15 protein-coding genes are annotated in these 15,551 nt (G+C 66.6%); 14 read left to right on the top strand and 1 reads right to left on the bottom strand.

Annotated features, from left to right (window positions below; all coding sequences use genetic code 11):
- The 12 genes from ACX3O0_RS07610 to ACX3O0_RS07555 all read left to right on the top strand — a co-directional run bounded on the left by ACX3O0_RS07610 (nt 1) and on the right by ACX3O0_RS07555 (nt 12,014).
- A complete protein-coding gene (locus ACX3O0_RS07610) occupies nt 1-1,749 on the top strand; it encodes a branched-chain amino acid ABC transporter ATP-binding protein/permease (protein WP_459107327.1) in 1,749 nt (582 codons plus the stop codon).
- On the top strand, nt 1,746-2,459 hold the full coding sequence (locus tag ACX3O0_RS07605) for an ABC transporter ATP-binding protein (RefSeq protein WP_459093599.1): 714 nt from the start codon (nt 1,746-1,748) through the stop codon (nt 2,457-2,459). Before ACX3O0_RS07610 ends, ACX3O0_RS07605 begins: the two co-directional genes overlap by 4 nt.
- Nucleotides 2,460-2,544: 85 nt before the next feature.
- Nucleotides 2,545-3,504, top strand: coding sequence for a sugar-binding transcriptional regulator (locus ACX3O0_RS07600; protein WP_459093600.1), 960 nt, complete (start codon nt 2,545-2,547; stop codon nt 3,502-3,504).
- Entirely contained in the window at nt 3,501-4,517 is a 1,017-nt protein-coding gene (gene deoC / locus ACX3O0_RS07595) for a deoxyribose-phosphate aldolase (RefSeq protein WP_459093601.1), read from the top strand. The genes ACX3O0_RS07600 and deoC overlap by 4 nt, the downstream gene beginning before the upstream one ends.
- Nucleotides 4,518-4,581: 64 nt before the next feature.
- On the top strand, nt 4,582-6,111 hold the full coding sequence (locus ACX3O0_RS07590) for an aldehyde dehydrogenase family protein (protein WP_459093602.1): 1,530 nt from the start codon (nt 4,582-4,584) through the stop codon (nt 6,109-6,111).
- The gene (locus ACX3O0_RS07585) at nt 6,108-6,962 is read left to right on the top strand and encodes an aldehyde dehydrogenase family protein (protein WP_459107326.1); all 855 of its coding nucleotides are present in this window, start codon (nt 6,108-6,110) and stop codon (nt 6,960-6,962) included. The genes ACX3O0_RS07590 and ACX3O0_RS07585 overlap by 4 nt, the downstream gene beginning before the upstream one ends.
- A gap of 4 nt (nt 6,963-6,966) precedes the next feature.
- Nucleotides 6,967-7,203 carry a hypothetical protein gene (locus ACX3O0_RS07580; protein ID WP_459093604.1) on the top strand — a complete coding sequence of 79 codons (237 nt, stop codon included), beginning with the start codon at nt 6,967-6,969 and terminating at the stop codon, nt 7,201-7,203.
- 46 nt (nt 7,204-7,249) lie between these two features.
- On the top strand, nt 7,250-8,119 hold the full coding sequence (locus tag ACX3O0_RS07575; RefSeq protein ID WP_459107325.1) for a CAP domain-containing protein: 870 nt from the start codon (nt 7,250-7,252) through the stop codon (nt 8,117-8,119).
- A 108-nt stretch (nt 8,120-8,227) separates the two neighbouring features.
- Nucleotides 8,228-9,142, top strand: a complete 915-nt coding sequence (locus ACX3O0_RS07570; protein ID WP_459107324.1) for a glycerophosphodiester phosphodiesterase — start codon at nt 8,228-8,230, stop codon at nt 9,140-9,142.
- 81 nt (nt 9,143-9,223) lie between these two features.
- Complete coding sequence (locus tag ACX3O0_RS07565) at nt 9,224-9,826, top strand: GDSL-type esterase/lipase family protein (RefSeq protein WP_459093607.1); 603 nt, start codon at nt 9,224-9,226, stop codon at nt 9,824-9,826.
- 64 nt (nt 9,827-9,890) lie between these two features.
- A complete protein-coding gene (locus tag ACX3O0_RS07560; protein ID WP_459093608.1) occupies nt 9,891-10,328 on the top strand; it encodes a VOC family protein in 438 nt (145 codons plus the stop codon).
- A 162-nt stretch (nt 10,329-10,490) separates the two neighbouring features.
- A complete protein-coding gene (locus ACX3O0_RS07555; protein WP_459107323.1) occupies nt 10,491-12,014 on the top strand; it encodes an HNH endonuclease signature motif containing protein in 1,524 nt (507 codons plus the stop codon).
- A gap of 62 nt (nt 12,015-12,076) precedes the next feature.
- Here ACX3O0_RS07555 and ACX3O0_RS07550 read toward each other — a convergent pair whose 3' ends face one another.
- Nucleotides 12,077-13,429, bottom strand: coding sequence for a M20/M25/M40 family metallo-hydrolase (locus ACX3O0_RS07550; RefSeq protein WP_459107322.1), 1,353 nt, complete (start codon nt 13,427-13,429; stop codon nt 12,077-12,079).
- A 41-nt stretch (nt 13,430-13,470) separates the two neighbouring features.
- Between ACX3O0_RS07550 and ACX3O0_RS07545 the strand changes: the two genes are divergently transcribed.
- Complete coding sequence (locus tag ACX3O0_RS07545; protein WP_459107321.1) at nt 13,471-13,806, top strand: DUF6804 family protein; 336 nt, start codon at nt 13,471-13,473, stop codon at nt 13,804-13,806.
- Nucleotides 13,807-13,880: 74 nt separating this feature from the next.
- On the top strand, nt 13,881-15,410 hold the full coding sequence (locus ACX3O0_RS07540) for an FAD-dependent oxidoreductase (protein WP_459107320.1): 1,530 nt from the start codon (nt 13,881-13,883) through the stop codon (nt 15,408-15,410).
- Nucleotides 15,411-15,551 lie beyond the last annotated feature (141 nt).

Raw genomic sequence — 15,551 nt, 5'->3', positions numbered from 1 at the left:
ATGGGCGAATACTCGGCACTGATCACCCTGGTCGCACTGACGGCGATCCTCGCCTACAGCTTCTATGCCGTGCTGCTGGCAGGCCAGCTGAGCCTGGCGCAACTCGGACTCGCCTCGCTCGCGGCGTTCACCTCATCGCTCGTCGTTCCCGAAGACCCGCTGTTCGGCTTCATTCCACCCCTGGTGGTTGCGATCGTGTTCGGAATGCTCGTCGGCATGATCGCCGCTTTCATCCTCGGCCTGCCGGTCATCCGGCTTCGTGGGGTCTTCCTCGCGATCGCCACGCTGGCCTTCGCCGAGATGGTCCGGATCTTCCTGATCAACCAGACCTGGACCAACGGCGCACAGGGCCTGAGCTTTCCGAAACTGGTCGGGCCGTGGATCGCCGTTGGTGCACTGGTCGTCGTCGCATTCTGGTTCTGGCGGTTCGCGGGATCGAGAACGGGCCGGGCCCTGGACGCGATTCGTGAGGACGAACTTGCCGCCAGCACGATGGGAATCGATGTCGCGCGGTATCGCATGACATCCTTCGTCATCGCCGGAGCCATCTCCGGCCTCTACGGCGTGATGCTGGCGTACTTCTCCCGGTTCGCCGACCCCAACGAGTTCTCCTTCGTCGCGGCTGTCGACGGCCTGGTGACGGCCGTCGTCGGTGGGATGACCATGTTCCTCGGGCCGATCCTCGGCTCGGTATTCCTCTCGGTGCTCCCGGAACTCCAGCGCACACTCGGAATCGATGCCGGCTGGATTCGCCCCACGATCGCCGGAGTGCTGCTGCTGGTCGTCATCCTGTTCCTTCCGGGCGGCCTCTCCGGCCTCATCCCGCGGCGAAAATCCGCTCGGCTGATCGACGACCCGGCCGAGTTGCCTGAGCTGCCCGCCCTGCCGGCACCTGGCACGGAACTGGTGAACCTCCAGGGGCTCGGGAAGTCGTATGGCGGTGTGCACGCGGTTCGCCAGATCGACCTGACGATAGCGGCCGGGGAGGTGCTCGGCCTGATCGGGCCGAATGGCGCAGGCAAGACCACCCTGGTCAACATGGTCACCGGGCTGACGCCGGCGACCACCGGAAGCGGGCGCGTCCTTGGGACCCCCCTCACGGTTCGGACCAGGGCCCACAAGCTGGCGAACAGGGGAGTGGCGCGCACCTTCCAGCAGATCAAGCTGTTCAACCGGCTGTCGGCGTTGGAGAATGTGCTGGTCGGCGGATTCCGGATCACCGAAGACACGCTGCTGAGGCGGATGTTCTTCCTCCCGTCTGCGCGGCGGGCCGAACGTCGGGCGGTGGCGATGGCATCCGCCCAATTGATCAGGGTCGGCCTCGGGGAGAAGGCGGCAACCCCTGCCGGTGACCTCTCCTACGGCGACCAGCGCAGGCTGGAGATTGCGCGAGCGCTCGCCTCGCACCCTTCGTTGCTGGTGCTCGATGAGCCTGCCGCCGGAATGAACCATGTGGAGGCCGATCGGCTGTCGGCGCTGATTCGCTCCCTCGCCGCCGATGGGGTCACAGTGCTCGTGATCGAGCACAACGTGCGCATGATGCTCTCCACCTGCGACCGGATCATGGTGCTCAACTTCGGTGAGGTGATCGCCGAGGGCAAGCCGGCCGAGATCGCCCGCGACCCGGCGGTGCTGGAGGCCTACCTCGGCTCGGCGGCCACCGGCGACGACAGCTCTGCCGAACTCGTCGAGGGCCTTGCCGAGGCCGCCATCGAAGGGCACGACGCCAACCCGGAGGCCGGCCGATGACTGAACCGATTCTCAGCGTCGAGTCGCTGCACGTCAGCTACGGAAGGGTGGAAGCGGTTCGCGACGTGACCTTCGCGGTCGCACCCGGGTCGCTCGTCGCACTCGTCGGAGCCAATGGCGCAGGAAAGACCTCCATTCTGGGCGCGGTATCCGGCCTGCTGCGGCCGCGACGCGGCACCATCCGCTACAAGGGCGAGGACGTGACCAAGTGGCCGGCCCACCGCCTGGTGAAGGCCGGGCTGGTGCAGGTGCCTGAGGGACGGGAGATCCTCGGCACCCTGACGGTTGCCGAGAACCTGAGTCTCGGCGGCTGGCACCGCTCTGGCACGCTCGGCGCGAACATCGACAAGGTGTACGAGAGGTTTCCGGTGCTCCACGAGCGTCGGAAGCTGCAGGCCGGCGCGCTGTCCGGTGGGGAGCAGCAGATGCTCGCTATTGCCAGGGCGCTGATCGCCGAGCCGGAAGTGCTGCTGCTGGATGAACCGTCGATGGGGCTCGCGCCGAAGATCGTCGACGAGGTGTTCTCCGTGATCGCCGAGATCCGCGAAGGCGGAACGACGGTCGTCCTGGTCGAGCAGAACGCGCGCAGGGCGCTCGCCGCAGCGGATGTCGGCTACGTGCTCGAGTCGGGGGAGATCACGCACTCGGGGGTTGCCGGCGACTTGCTGAATGACGAGCGGGTGATCGAGGCGTACCTCGGCCTGAGCTGAGCGGCTGCTCATCTGAGCACTGATGCCAACGGATGTTGCACTTGCCTTCCGCGGATGCGAGCATGGGATGGCGGAGGGGAGACGCATGTCCGACGACAACGAATTGCTCATGGTGCGAGCTGCCGAGCTCTACTACGACGACAACAAGACTCAGGATGAGATCGGCGCCCTCCTCGGAATCACCCGCTGGAAGGTCGGGCGCCTGCTCACCCAGGCCAGACAGTCCGGCATCGTTCGCATCGACATCGTTCACCCCAGCGCACGCAGGCTCGGCCTGGAGCGTGAGCTCTGCGCCCGGTTCGGGCTGAAGGATGCTGTGGTCATCCCCGCCCCGGACGCCGAAGACCTGAACGCGAATGTCGCGCGGGCCGCCGCCGACTACCTCACCGCACTGCGTCCGGTGCCGCGCACCCTCGGCGTCTCGTGGGGACGCACTCTTGGGGAGCTGGCCGAGAGGCTTCCCCGCGGGTGGTCGCAGGGCGTCACCGTCGTGCAGATCAATGGTGGGGTCAGCGTCAACCGGCAGGCCGGTACCGCGGCCGACACGGCGATGACCATTGCGAACAAGGCCGCCGGCCAGGCGGTCATCCTGCCAAGCCCGGCCATCCTCGAGCGCCTGGAGACGAAGCGTGCGATCGAAGCCGACCGCACGGTTGCCGGCGTGCTCAGCATGGCCGCCACGGCATCCGCCTACCTGTACAGCGCCGGCGTCGCGACCGAGGATTCGGTGCTCGTCGACAGCGGCTACCTGACCGCCGACGAGGTCGCCGAACTCCGCAACCAGGGAGCCGTCGGCGACGTTGTCGGGCGGTTCATCGACGCCGCTGGAGACACCGTTGACGCCGAGCTCAATGAGCGTACCGTTGGCTTGGGACACGACCAGCTGCGAGCAGCACAGACCGCGATCTTCGTAGTGGCAGGGGAGGCGAAACACCCCGTGGCCAGGGCTGTCGTTTCGACCGGACTGTGCACCGTGATCGTGACAGACGAAGCGACCGCCCACTCATTACTTGAGACGCGGTCACCAGTGGAAGGCACGAAATGACTGTAGAACAGGCCATCGCCCTCGCCCCGGCCGAGCGAGCGATCCAGTTGATCGGCTCCGACCTCACCGAGAAGAGTCTCAAGCTGCACCTGGACGGACTCACCGGAGTCGACGCGGTCGGGCTGGAGGCCCGCGCCGCCGGACTCGGCACGCGCTCGATCAAGACGACCTCGAAGGCCTGGGCGCTCGACAAGATCATCTCGCTGATCGACCTCACAACGCTCGAGGGTGCGGATACGCCGGGCAAGGTGCGCTCACTGGTCGCCAAGGCGATCACACCGGATGCCAGTGACCCGAGTTGCCCGCGGCCCGCAGCAGTGTGCGTGTACGGCGACATGGTCCCGGTTGCGGCCGAAGCGCTCGGAACGTTGAAGGGCCTCGACCAGCCAGGGGGCGGCATCAACATCGCCGCGGTCGCCACGGCATTCCCCAGCGGTCGCGCCTCCCTGTCGGTGAAGCTCGCCGACACCAGGGATGCTGTCGCGAACGGTGCGGACGAGATCGACATGGTCATCGACCGGGGTGCGTTCCTGTCCGGGCGCTATGGACTCGTCTTCGACCAGATCGTTGCCGTCAAAGATGCCTGCCGTCGCGCCGATGGCAGCTTCGCCCACCTCAAGGTGATCCTGGAGACGGGTGAGCTGAACACCTACGACAACGTGCGGCGCGCGTCCTGGCTGTCGATCCTCGCCGGAGGCGATTTCATCAAGACCTCAACCGGAAAAGTGTCGCCGGCCGCAACCCTTCCGGTCACCCTCCTCATGCTGCAGGTCGTGAACGATTGGCACCGCCTCACTGGCGAGAAGATCGGCGTGAAGCCGGCCGGCGGCATCCGCACCTCCAAGGACGCCATCAAGTACCTGGTGACGGTCGCCGAGACGGTGGGCGAGGAGTGGCTGCAGCCGCACCTCTTCCGGTTCGGGGCCTCCAGTCTCCTCAACGACGTGCTGCTGCAGCGCCAGAAACTGACCACCGGCCGCTACTCCGGCCCCGACTACGTCACCATCGACTAACAATCATTTTATGCTTGGTTCCCCTGAGCTTGTCGAAGGGTCGAAGCGCCCTAAGGAGCACCCCATGAGTTTCCTCGAATACGCCCCGGCCCCAGAGTCGAAGGCGATCCTGAACCTGAAGAAGAGCTACGGGCTCTTCATCGGCGGGGAGTTCGTCGACGGCAACGGCACACCGTTCCAGACGATCTCGCCGGCGGACGAATCGCTGATCGCCGAGGTCGCGAACGCGAACTCCGCAGACGTCGACCTCGCGGTCGCCACGGCCCGCCGCGCCTATGACACAGTGTGGTCCCGCCTCAGCGGAGCGGACCGCGGAAAGTACCTGTTCCGGATCGCCCGCCTGGTGCAGGAGCGCGCCCGCGAACTTGCCGTCGCCGAGAGCCTGGACAATGGCAAGCCGATCAAGGAGAGCAGGGACGTCGACGTGCCCCTGGTCGCGGCCTGGTTCTTCTACTACGCCGGCTGGGCTGACAAGCTCGACTACGCCGGCCTTGGTGCAAACCCCCGGGCACTCGGGGTGGCGGCGCAGGTCATCCCGTGGAACTTCCCGCTGCTGATGCTGGCCTGGAAGATCGCTCCGGCGCTCGCCGCCGGGAACACCGTGGTGCTCAAGCCCGCCGAGACCACCCCGCTCAGCGCGCTGATCTTCGCCGAGATCCTGCAGCAAGCCGGCCTTCCGGATGGCGTCGTCAACATCATCACGGGCGCCGGCGACACTGGGGCTGCCCTGGTCAACCACCCCGACGTCAACAAGGTCGCCTTCACCGGCTCGACCGCCGTTGGACGGGCCATCGCCAAGTCGACCGCGGGAACCGGCAAGAAGATCACCCTGGAGCTCGGCGGCAAAGCGGCCAACATCGTCTTCGACGATGCGCCGATGGACCAGGCCATCGAGGGGATCGTCAACGGGATCTTCTTCAACCAGGGTCACGTCTGCTGTGCCGGCTCCCGGCTGCTGGTGCAGGAGAACGTGCACGACGAGGTCATCGACCGGCTGAAGCAGCGGCTGTCCACCCTGCGCTTGGGCGACCCGCTCGACAAGAACACCGACATCGGAGCCATCAACTCGAAGGAGCAGCTGGAACGCATCCGCGAGCTCAGCAATGTCGGCGAGCAGGAGGGGGCTGACCGCTGGACGGCCGACTGCGTGATCCCCGACAAGGGTTTCTGGTTCGCGCCGACCATCTTCACCAACGTGTCGACCAGCCACCGCATCGCCCGGGAAGAGGTTTTCGGTCCGGTGCTTTCTGTGCTGACCTTCCGCACCCCGGCCGAGGCGATCGCCAAGGCGAACAACACGCCCTACGGGCTTTCCGCCGGGATCTGGAGCGACAAGGGGAGCAAGATCCTCGCCGTCGCCGACCAGTTGCGTGCGGGCGTTGTCTGGGCGAACACCTTCAACCGGTTCGACCCGGCCAGCCCGTTCGGCGGGTACAAGGAGTCCGGCTACGGCCGCGAGGGCGGACGCCACGGCTTGGCCGCCTACCTTCAATCCGCCACGCTCTCAGAAACCCGTGGGTTGAGTAGCGAGCGCAGCGAGCGTATCGAAACCAAGAAACCCTCCAAGAAGCCGGCAAAGGGAGCCAAGAAATGACCCGCCTCGCCGTCCCCAAGACGTACAAGCTCTACATCGGTGGCAAGTTCCCGCGCAGTGAGTCCGGCCGCGTGTACGACCTGGTGTCGGCATCCGGAACCTTCCTCGCGAACGTCGCGAAGGCGTCGCGCAAGGATGCCCGGGATGCGGTGCGTGCTGCACGGTCGGCGGTCGCCGGCTGGTCCGGAGCCGCCGGCTACAACCGCGGGCAGGTGCTCTACCGCATCGCGGAACTGCTCGAAGGGCGCCGTGCCCAATTCGTCGACGAGATCGTGCAGTCGGAGGGCGTCTCAGCCCAGGAGGCCGGCCAGCAGGTCGACGCCGCCATCGACGTGTGGGTCTGGTACGCCGGCTGGGCCGATAAGTACGTGCAGGTGGCCGGCAACGGCAACCCGGTCAGCGGTCCGTACTTCAACATCTCAACGCCCGAGCCGACCGGTGTGGTCGCGATCATCGCCCCCCAGGAGTCGTCGCTGCTCGGTTTCGTCAGCGTCGTCGCGCCCGCCCTGGTCAGCGGGAACACGGTGGTCGTCGTCGCCAGCGAGAAGTCGCCGCTCAGCGCCATCAGCCTCAGTGAGGTCATGGCGACGAGCGACGTTCCGGGCGGGGTGGTCAACGTGCTCACCGGCTCGGCGGCGGAGCTTGCCCCCTGGCTGGCCGGCCACGCTGACGTGAACGCGATCGACCTGGCGGGCGCGGGGGACACGGACTGGGTCGACCTTCAGATTGCCGCGGCCGACACGCTCAAGCGGGTGTTGCCGCCGGAGCCCGGCGTTCCTGCGCCTTCCGTGCAGCGGGTGACCTTCTTCACCGAGACGAAGACTGTCTGGCACACTAAGGCGCTGATCTGAGCAGATGGCCCGCAAACGAGGTGAGACGGATGCCCGCGGCCGGCTGGAGTCTGACCCGTTCGACTATCGCGAGACCAAGGCCGGGGAGCTGATGATCTCGCGAGGCGGGCGGGTGGTGGTGACCCTCGGAGGAAAGCGGGCGGCCGCCCTCCTGAAGTCGCTCGCCAAGGCCGATGAGGCCGGTGAGCAATTGCTGCTGGCGAAGGCGACCGGTAACTACAAGCAGGGCAACGAGCGCTAAGCAAATCCTGAGAACCGGTCTCAGGGTCGGTGGCTACTCTGTTCCGATGCCTGAACGCCTTGCCGCTGCCCCTGCCCACGAACCTGCCGTCGCCCGTCGGAGCCTGCGTGGACTGCTGGTGCTGGTCGGCGCTCTCGCGCTGGGGCTGTTCGGCGCACTCGGCACGCCGACGGCGGCCGCGGCTTTCGATGAGGGAACCATTCACTCACTGGCGAACCAGAGCCGCGCGGCGGGCGGGCTCGGCCCGCTCACCCTCAACGCGTCTCTCAGCCAGGTAGCAGCCAATTGGGCCAACCAGATGGCGGCAAACGGGACGATGAGCCACAACCCCAATTACTCCAGCCAGATTCCGGGCGGCTGGAGCAAGGCCGCTGAGAACGTGGCCCAGGGTTACCCCAGCGGCTCGGCAGTGCACCAGGGGTGGATGAACTCGGCGGGTCACCGCGCCAACATCATGGGCGATTTCACCGACATCGGCATCGCCCATGTCTCGTCCGGGGGAACGACGTGGTCCGTTCAGGTGTTCGCCAAGTACGGTGCGAGCGTCCCGGCTCCGGCGCCGGCGCCACCACCACCACAGGCAGCTGCCCCCGCCCCCGCACCGGTGCCCGCCGCTGACGCCGCCCAGCCGGCTCCCGCCGCTCCGGAGGCATCCGACGCGGCGGCCGTGCCACAGCGAAGTGCAAAGGCGCCGGCAGAGGTCTCGGCGTTCCTGTCGGAAACTGATGGCGAAGCATCCGCTGCTGACGACAAGCGTGCAGAAAAGCGGGCCGAGCGCCACGCCGAACGTGCCCAGGGCGACTCGGCGGCAGCAGCATCCGGATCCATCGCCACCAAGCTGTCGCTCGGAGCCGGCCTTGTCGGCGCCCTCATCGTCGCCGTTTCAGGATGGTTCCGGTTCAGCCACGCTCGCTGAGTTGCTGACCCTCTTTCGGGGGCAAGGAGTTAGGTAACGAAAAGGTAACGGCTTCCACTAGAGTGGCTTCACCCGCATCCGCGGGCCCTAGCGACCCACGGAAGATCGATGTCAATGGCGACAGCGTTCCACCCGGTGTCCGGTACCCCGATGACCGGCCCGATGCTCAGGCTGATAGTGGCCTCGGCGCTCACGCTCTCCTTCGTGCTTGTGCTCGTTCTCGGGCCGTCCGCCAACAAGAGCCATGCGACCAGCATGTTCGGGACGCTGCGTGAGCCGGGCGACTCCGCGCTGATCGCAGGGCATCGCGGCGACCGATCCGCCGCGCCGGAGAACACCATCCCAGCGCTCCAGAGCGCGCTGGACGGCACCATGGTCTACGTGGAGACCGACATCCGCCTGAGCTCCGACGGCGTGCCGGTGCTGATCCACGACGCCACGGTTGACCGCACCACCAACGGGAGCGGGCGGGTGTCCGAGTTGACTCTGGCGGAACTGCAGCAGCTGGATGCCGGGTCCTGGTTTGCGAAGGTGTTCGCCGGCCTGCAGATTCCGACCCTGGAATCGTTCCTCGGGTTACTGGCCGAGTCGAACAAGAAGGCGATGCTCGAGCTCAAGGGAGACTGGACCGAAGAGGCCCTGATCGCGGTCAGCACCCTCGTCGAGTCCCACGGCCTGGCGCGCCGGGTTGTGGTGGCCAGCTTCAACACCGACACGCTGACCAGGCTGCAGGAGGTGGTTCCCGACCTGCCGCGCATGATCATCATCCGCGACCTGCCCGCGGACCCTGTCGCGCTCATCCGGGAGTTCGGTGCCATCGGCGTGGTGACCTCGCCGCCGTCGGTGGAGGCAGATGCCACGGTGGTCGACCGCATCCATCAGGACGGATTCGGCATCCTGTTGTACACGCTCAACCAGAAGCAGAGCTGGCGGTCAGCGCTCGCCCTCGGCGTTGACGGGATCATCACCGACCAGCCGAGCGCCCTCGACTCCTGGCTGGCCGCAACGGCACCGGGAACGTAACGTTCGACCCGGGTACACTGGCGTTTCCCAGCCACACCGCACATGATGGAGCGACGACAGTGCGATCCGGGAGGTGCCGACATGGCAACGACAGACTCCGCAGAAGCGCACACAATTGCCTTTGTGGGCGATTCTCTGGTTCGCGAGGGCGACTGGGCCGACTGGATCGGTGGCAACACGGTTCACAACTTCGGTGTCAGCGGAGATACCACTGATGACGCCCTGGCGAGGCTCGATTCCGTTATCGAGACCCGGCCGGATGAGGTGCTGCTCCTGATCGGCACCAACGACCTGGGCACCAGGCAAACGGTTGAGCACCTGGTGCGCAACATCGAGTCGATGCTCATCGAGTTGCGTCGCGCGCTGCCTGAGTCACGTGTGCTGGTGCACTCGATCTTGCCGCGCGGACGCGAGTTCGCCCGCAGCATCAAGGACGCCAACATCCACCTGCGCCAGTTCAGCGCGACCGTGCGCGCCCAGTACCTCGACCTGTGGCCGGCGCTGGCCCTGGAAGATGGCAGCATCAACCCGCAATACTCGGACGACCAGTTGCACCTGAACGCCGAGGGCTACCAGGCGTGGCTTGCCGAGTTGTTGCCAGCACTTGAGCGCCTGCGCGAACGTCCTCCGATGACCAGCCCGATCAGGGTCATCCGAAAAGACGAGTACTCCCGCCCGGCTTAGCGCGTGTGCTTTCAGCTGCCCGGGGGCGGTGCATGTAGCCGGCTGGGCTCGTAGCATGCAGGGTATGACAATCAAGCTCGAGAACGTCGGCATCGCCGTTCGCGACCTGGACGCAACGATCTCCTTTTTCACCGACCTCGGTCTGACTGTCGTCGGCCGCGACACGGTCAGTGGCGAATGGACCGACACGGCGGTCGGCCTTGACGGCAACCGCGCAAACATTGCGATGCTCCAGACGCCAGACGGTCATGGCCGTATTGAGCTCTTCGAGTACATCCACCCCGAGGCGATCGAGTCGGAGCCCACTCGTCCCAACGAGATTGGCATGCACCGCGTCGCCTTCTCGGTCGACGACATCGACACAGCCCTTGAGATAGCCGCGAGGCACGGATGCTACCCGCTTCGCGGAGTGGCGACCTATCGGGACGTTTACAAGCTCACCTACGTCCGCGGCCCCAGCGGCATCATCGTGATGCTCGCCGAGGAGCTGCAGAAAAACTGACGGGCCGTTGTCCGATTAGCACGCGAATTTCGCAGCACTGTAAGCAAGTCCGCCCGGGCCAGCCCTCGCCGGCTCTTCTCCTCCCCAGTTGTCGGTGGATTTGTTCTCCACAGATTGCTGAATCTCCTTCAGATACAGGTGCGAAAGTGGGAGGATAGATGCATGTCCAGTTCCGTTGCTATCTTCGAAGACGAGGTCGATCAGCTGATCGACACTCTCGTCACCTCGTTGGAGACGGTGCTGCCGACCGGGGCGCTGCGCCCGGTCTCGGATGACACGTTGCTGGTCACCACCGGGCATTTGGAACGCCTCGGCCGGGTGGTGGATGCCCGCCGGGTGGAAGCCGCCGGAGAACTCCAGCACCGGTCCCGCCCCACCCTCGGTTCCGCTTCCCTCGCCGTGCGCAAGGGCTGCCGAGATGCGGTCGAGTTGCTCCGCCGGGTCACCCTCGCCTCCACCGGCACGGTGCGGCGGCGGCTGAAGCTCGGCACCGAAACCCGGGTGCAGGAAGCCCTATCCGGAGACCTGTTCCCGCCCCGGTTCCCGCACATCGCCACCGCCCTCCACGACGGCACCCTCGGCGTCGACGCGGCCAGCGCGATCGTCACCGAACTATCCCCGACCCTGGTCCGCGCCGACGTCGCCGCCGTGCAGCGAGCCGAAGCCGAACTGGTCGCCGCCGCCACCGGCACCAGCCCGGACTCCCCGGTGCCGTGCACGGCGGAAGAGATCCGCGGCCAAGCATCGGTGTGGCGGGTATTCCTCGACCAGGACGGCACCCTCCCCACCGAAGAAAAGGCGATGGGCCGGCGGATGTTTTCCCCGGGCAGCTATAACAGCGCCGATGGCCTGGTCCACGGCCGGTACGCGCTGATGCCCGAAGTGCACGCCCGGCTCGGGAAAATCTTCGACGCCTGCCTCACCCCCAAAACCGGACCAGCCTTCCTCCCCGACGGGACCCCGCCAGACACCGAAGACGGCAGCTCGACCGGGGGCGTCGCGACTGGGGGCGTCTCGACCGAGGCTGTACCCGGCCCGGTCGACCCGCGCACCCCGGATCAGCAACGTCACGACGTGTTCGCTGCGATGATCGACGGATTCGCCCGCTCCGGCACCGCCCCCACCATCGGCGGAGCATCCCCCACCGTTCTGGTCTCCGTCACCGCCGACACCCTGCACTCCGGGCACGGCGCCGGATTCGTCTCCCTCGGCGGACTCGGCGGTCAAACCGTCCCCCTCTCCCTGCGGGCCGTCCACCAGATGATCTGCACCGGCGGCACCCAACAGGTCACCCTCGACCGAAACGGCGCCATCATCCAGCTCGGCTCCGAACAACGCTGCTTCACCCCGAACCAACGCCGCGCCATCACCCTCCGCGATGGCGGCTGCATCATCCCCGGCTGCACCATCCCCGCCGCCGCCACCGAAATCCACCACGTCACCCCCGACAGCGAAAACGGACCCACCCACACAGATAATGGCGTCCTGCTCTGCTGGTACCACCACCGCACCATCGCGACCTCCGGCTGGCACATCAAGATGATCAACAAGACCCCCCACGTGAAAGCACCCGCCTGGCTGCGCGGCGACGGACTCTGGCACCCCGCCAGCCGATCACCCACCCGGCACGTCGAACGACTAAAACAGAAACAACGAAAACGCGACAGCAAACGTGAAAAATCATAGTTCTGCGGGTCGAGTGCGGGCGAGCGAAGCGAGAACGTGTATCGAGACCACCGAGCGAGAACTCAGAGCCCGCCGATCAGCCTCCGGTAGAACTCGATCCCACGCAGGAACGTCGACACGGTGATGCGCTCGTTCATCGCGTGCAGCGTGCCCCGCTCGTCTTTCGACATCTCGAACGGGCTGAAGCGGTAGACGTGTTCGCTGATGCGGGTGAAGTGCCTGCTGTCACTGGCACCGAGCATGACGTACGGCGTCACGATCGTGCCGGGGTAGGTGGCCTCCACCGCGCCCCGCAGTCGCTCCCACGCCGGGCCGGTGGTGGGGGAGACCGGTGAAGGCTCCGACGGCTGATGGGTTTCGAGGCGCACAGCCGGGTCTGCCACCGCGCGGCGAACATGCTCGACGGCATCCGCCACCGACGACCCGACGGCAACGCGGATGTTCACGGTCGCCACCGCGCGCTCGGCCAGCGCGTTCGACGCCTGGCTTCCGGAGAGCTGGGTGACTGCCTGCGTGGTGCGCACGATCGCGCTGGTCTCATCGCCGAGGCGCCGGAACAGCCAGAGCAGCAGCCCGCGGGTCAGCCACAGCCGGGTGAACGCGAACCGCAAGGGTTGGCGAGCGTGCGCACCCAGCGTCCGGATCATCTCCAGGTTGGTGACGGAAAACCCCGCCCGGAACGGCTTGCGGTTCAAGGCGACGATCGCCTTCGCCAGCCGAGCGGTCGCCGTCATTTTCGGCGGGGTGGACGCGTGCCCACCGTTCTGGTCGACCGTCATGGTCAGGGTCAGAATGCCCTTCTCTGCCACACCGATGACCGCGATCGGGTCATCGACACCGGGGAAGATACCCTCCACGACGGCACCGCCCTCGTCCAGGACGAAAGCGGGAACGACCCCGCGCGCATCCAGCAGGTCAACGATCTCCTGGGCGCCGTCTCCCGCCGTCTCCTCGTTGTGCCCGAAACTCAGGTACACGTCGTGCTCCGGTATGAAGCCGTCGCCGAGCAGCGCCTCGACGGCCTCGAGCGTCACCACCAGCGACCCCTTGTCGTCCAGCGTTCCGCGTCCCCAGATCACCGGCGTGCCGGCGTCGTCGTTCGTCAACTCACCGGAGAACGGCGGATGCGTCCAGCCGTCGGCGGTGGCCGGCACCACGTCGTAGTGGGCCATCAACACGGACGCACTACCTGCGGTGCGTCCGGGCCACCGATAGAGCAGCGAGTATCCGCCAACCACTTCGCGCTCCAGGCTTTCGTGGACGAGCGGGTACAACGTCGGCAACGTCTCGATGAAGCGGCTGAACTGGGTCCAATCGGTGGTGGTCTCATCGAGTTGGGACACCGTGGGAATGCGCACGAGTTCCTGAAGATGGGCGATCGCCCGGGAGTCGGCTGCGGTTTGGTTCGCGGTCACATGCCGACTCTAGGGGACGCCATCTGCCATAGCCTTGTGGCATGCCTACCGCCACGACGCCGAACTTCACCCGACCGGCCCTGGCGCCGGGCATCCTCGCCGCCCTGGTGCTGTTCGCTGGTCTCGCGCTCCTGGAGTCGGACGCCTACCTCTTCATCCGGTTCGGTGTCTGCATCCTGTCGGTGATCGTCGCCGTCTACGCGTGGCAGTCTGGCGCCTGGTGGTGGCTCATCGGGTTGGGGCCGATCGCCGTCATCTGGAACCCCGCCTGGGTGATCGAGTTGAGCGGGCAGGGCTGGGTCGCCCTCCAGTTCGTCGCGGCACTCGTGCTCATCGCATCCGGCGTGTTCATCAAGGTTCCCCGCAAAGACAGCTGACACCCCGCAGGGGCGACGTCAAAGAACGCTGAAAGCGGATGCTTGACGCACCGCGGCGCATTACCGTGTGCAGCATGACAAGCACAACTGAATCGTCGACGATGACGTCGCTGTGGCTCGACCCGACCCAAACCACGCCGGGCCACCAGCGGCCGGAGGTGGTCAGCAACCCGTTCGAGGCGGGTCGACGCTTCGATGTGGTGGTGGCGGGCGCCGGCCTGACCGGCCTCACCACTGCACTCCTGTTCGCACGCTCGGGTCTCTCGGTTGCCGTGATCGAGGCACGGGAGGTTGGCGCGGTCACCACCGGCAACACAACAGCGAAGGTCAGCCTGCTGCACGGAACCCGCCTGAGCTCCATCCTGCGCCACCAGAGCCTTCGCGTCGGCCGTGCCTACGTGGAGGCCAATCGCGAGGGCATGGAGTGGTTGCTCCGCTATTGCGACGACCACGGAATTCCGACGCAGCGTCGCGACGCGTACAGCTACGCGGGAACCCCGGATGGCGCTCGAGTGGTCGAACGCGAGTTGCGAGCGGCACGTCGCCTCGGACTCGACGCGACCATGGCCGCTGCAGATGAGCTGCCCTACCGGACCTACTGCGCCGTGCGCCTGGCGGACCAGGCGCAGATCAATCCGATGGATGTGCTTGCCGAGTTGGCGAACGACGTGCAAGCCCGCGGCGGCGTGATCCACGAACACACCAGGTTGACTCGCGCCAGAGCGGGCGACCCCACCGTGGTCGGCACCAGCCGGGGTGACCTGCTTGCCGGCAAGATCATCCTGGCGACCGGCATTCCGGTGCTGGACCGCGGGCTCTATTTCGCGAAGGTCGTCCCTCAGCGTTCTTACGCGCTCGCCTTCACTGTGCCGGGACCGGTTCCCGCCGGCATGTACGTCTCGGTGGACTCCCCGGGCCGGTCACTGCGCGCCGTGCCGGTGGAAAGCGGGCAACACTTGATTGTCGGAGGCAACGGCCACATTGTCGGGCGGTCACCGTCGCCGAAGGCGGCGGTGAGCGACCTGCACCGCTGGACCCTCCAGAACTTTCCCGGGGCCGAGCGCACGCACTCCTGGTCCGCCCAGGATTACGAGCCGGTCGGGCGCATCCCATACGTCGGCTGGCTGCCCCGCGGCCGTGGACGCATCTTCCTCGCCACCGGCTACGACAAGTGGGGCATGGCCAACGCGGTGGCGGCAGCCCTGACGCTTTCGGCGGACATCCTGGGTGGGCACCTGCCGTGGGCGCGCACCCTCCACCATCGAGTCACCAGCGCTGCGGATGTCGGATCCTTCCTGGGGGCGAACGCCTCGGTCGCCGTTCACTTCGCCCGCGGCTACTGGAAGGCCTGGACCTGTGACCTTCCTCCCGTGCTGCCTGAGGCGACCGGTGCCGTCACCCACGACGGAATTCGCCCGGTCGGCACCTGCCGGGTCGATGGGGCAGTGCATCGGGTGTCTGCCGTCTGCCCGCACCTGGGCGGCGTGCTCTCCTGGAACGACGCTGAGCTCAGCTGGGACTGCCCGCTGCACGGCTCGCGGTTCACCGCGACCGGTGCCCGGCTGGAGGGCCCAGCGTTGCGCGACCTGAAGCGCCTGGGCTAGAGCGCGGCAACTCGCCTGGTGACCACGCCGACGCATTCAAGCAATTCCGGCGCGGATGCCCTAAACTGGGTGGGCGCTGACGATTCCGATCACCGTCTCGACCGTATTGCACAGGCTGTATTCGCTCTCAAACGATTACAC

The sequence above is a fragment of the Homoserinimonas sp. A447 genome (assembly GCF_054489325.1).
Note: the sequence above shows the minus strand (reverse complement) of the source record. Positions and strands in the feature narration are given on the sequence as shown.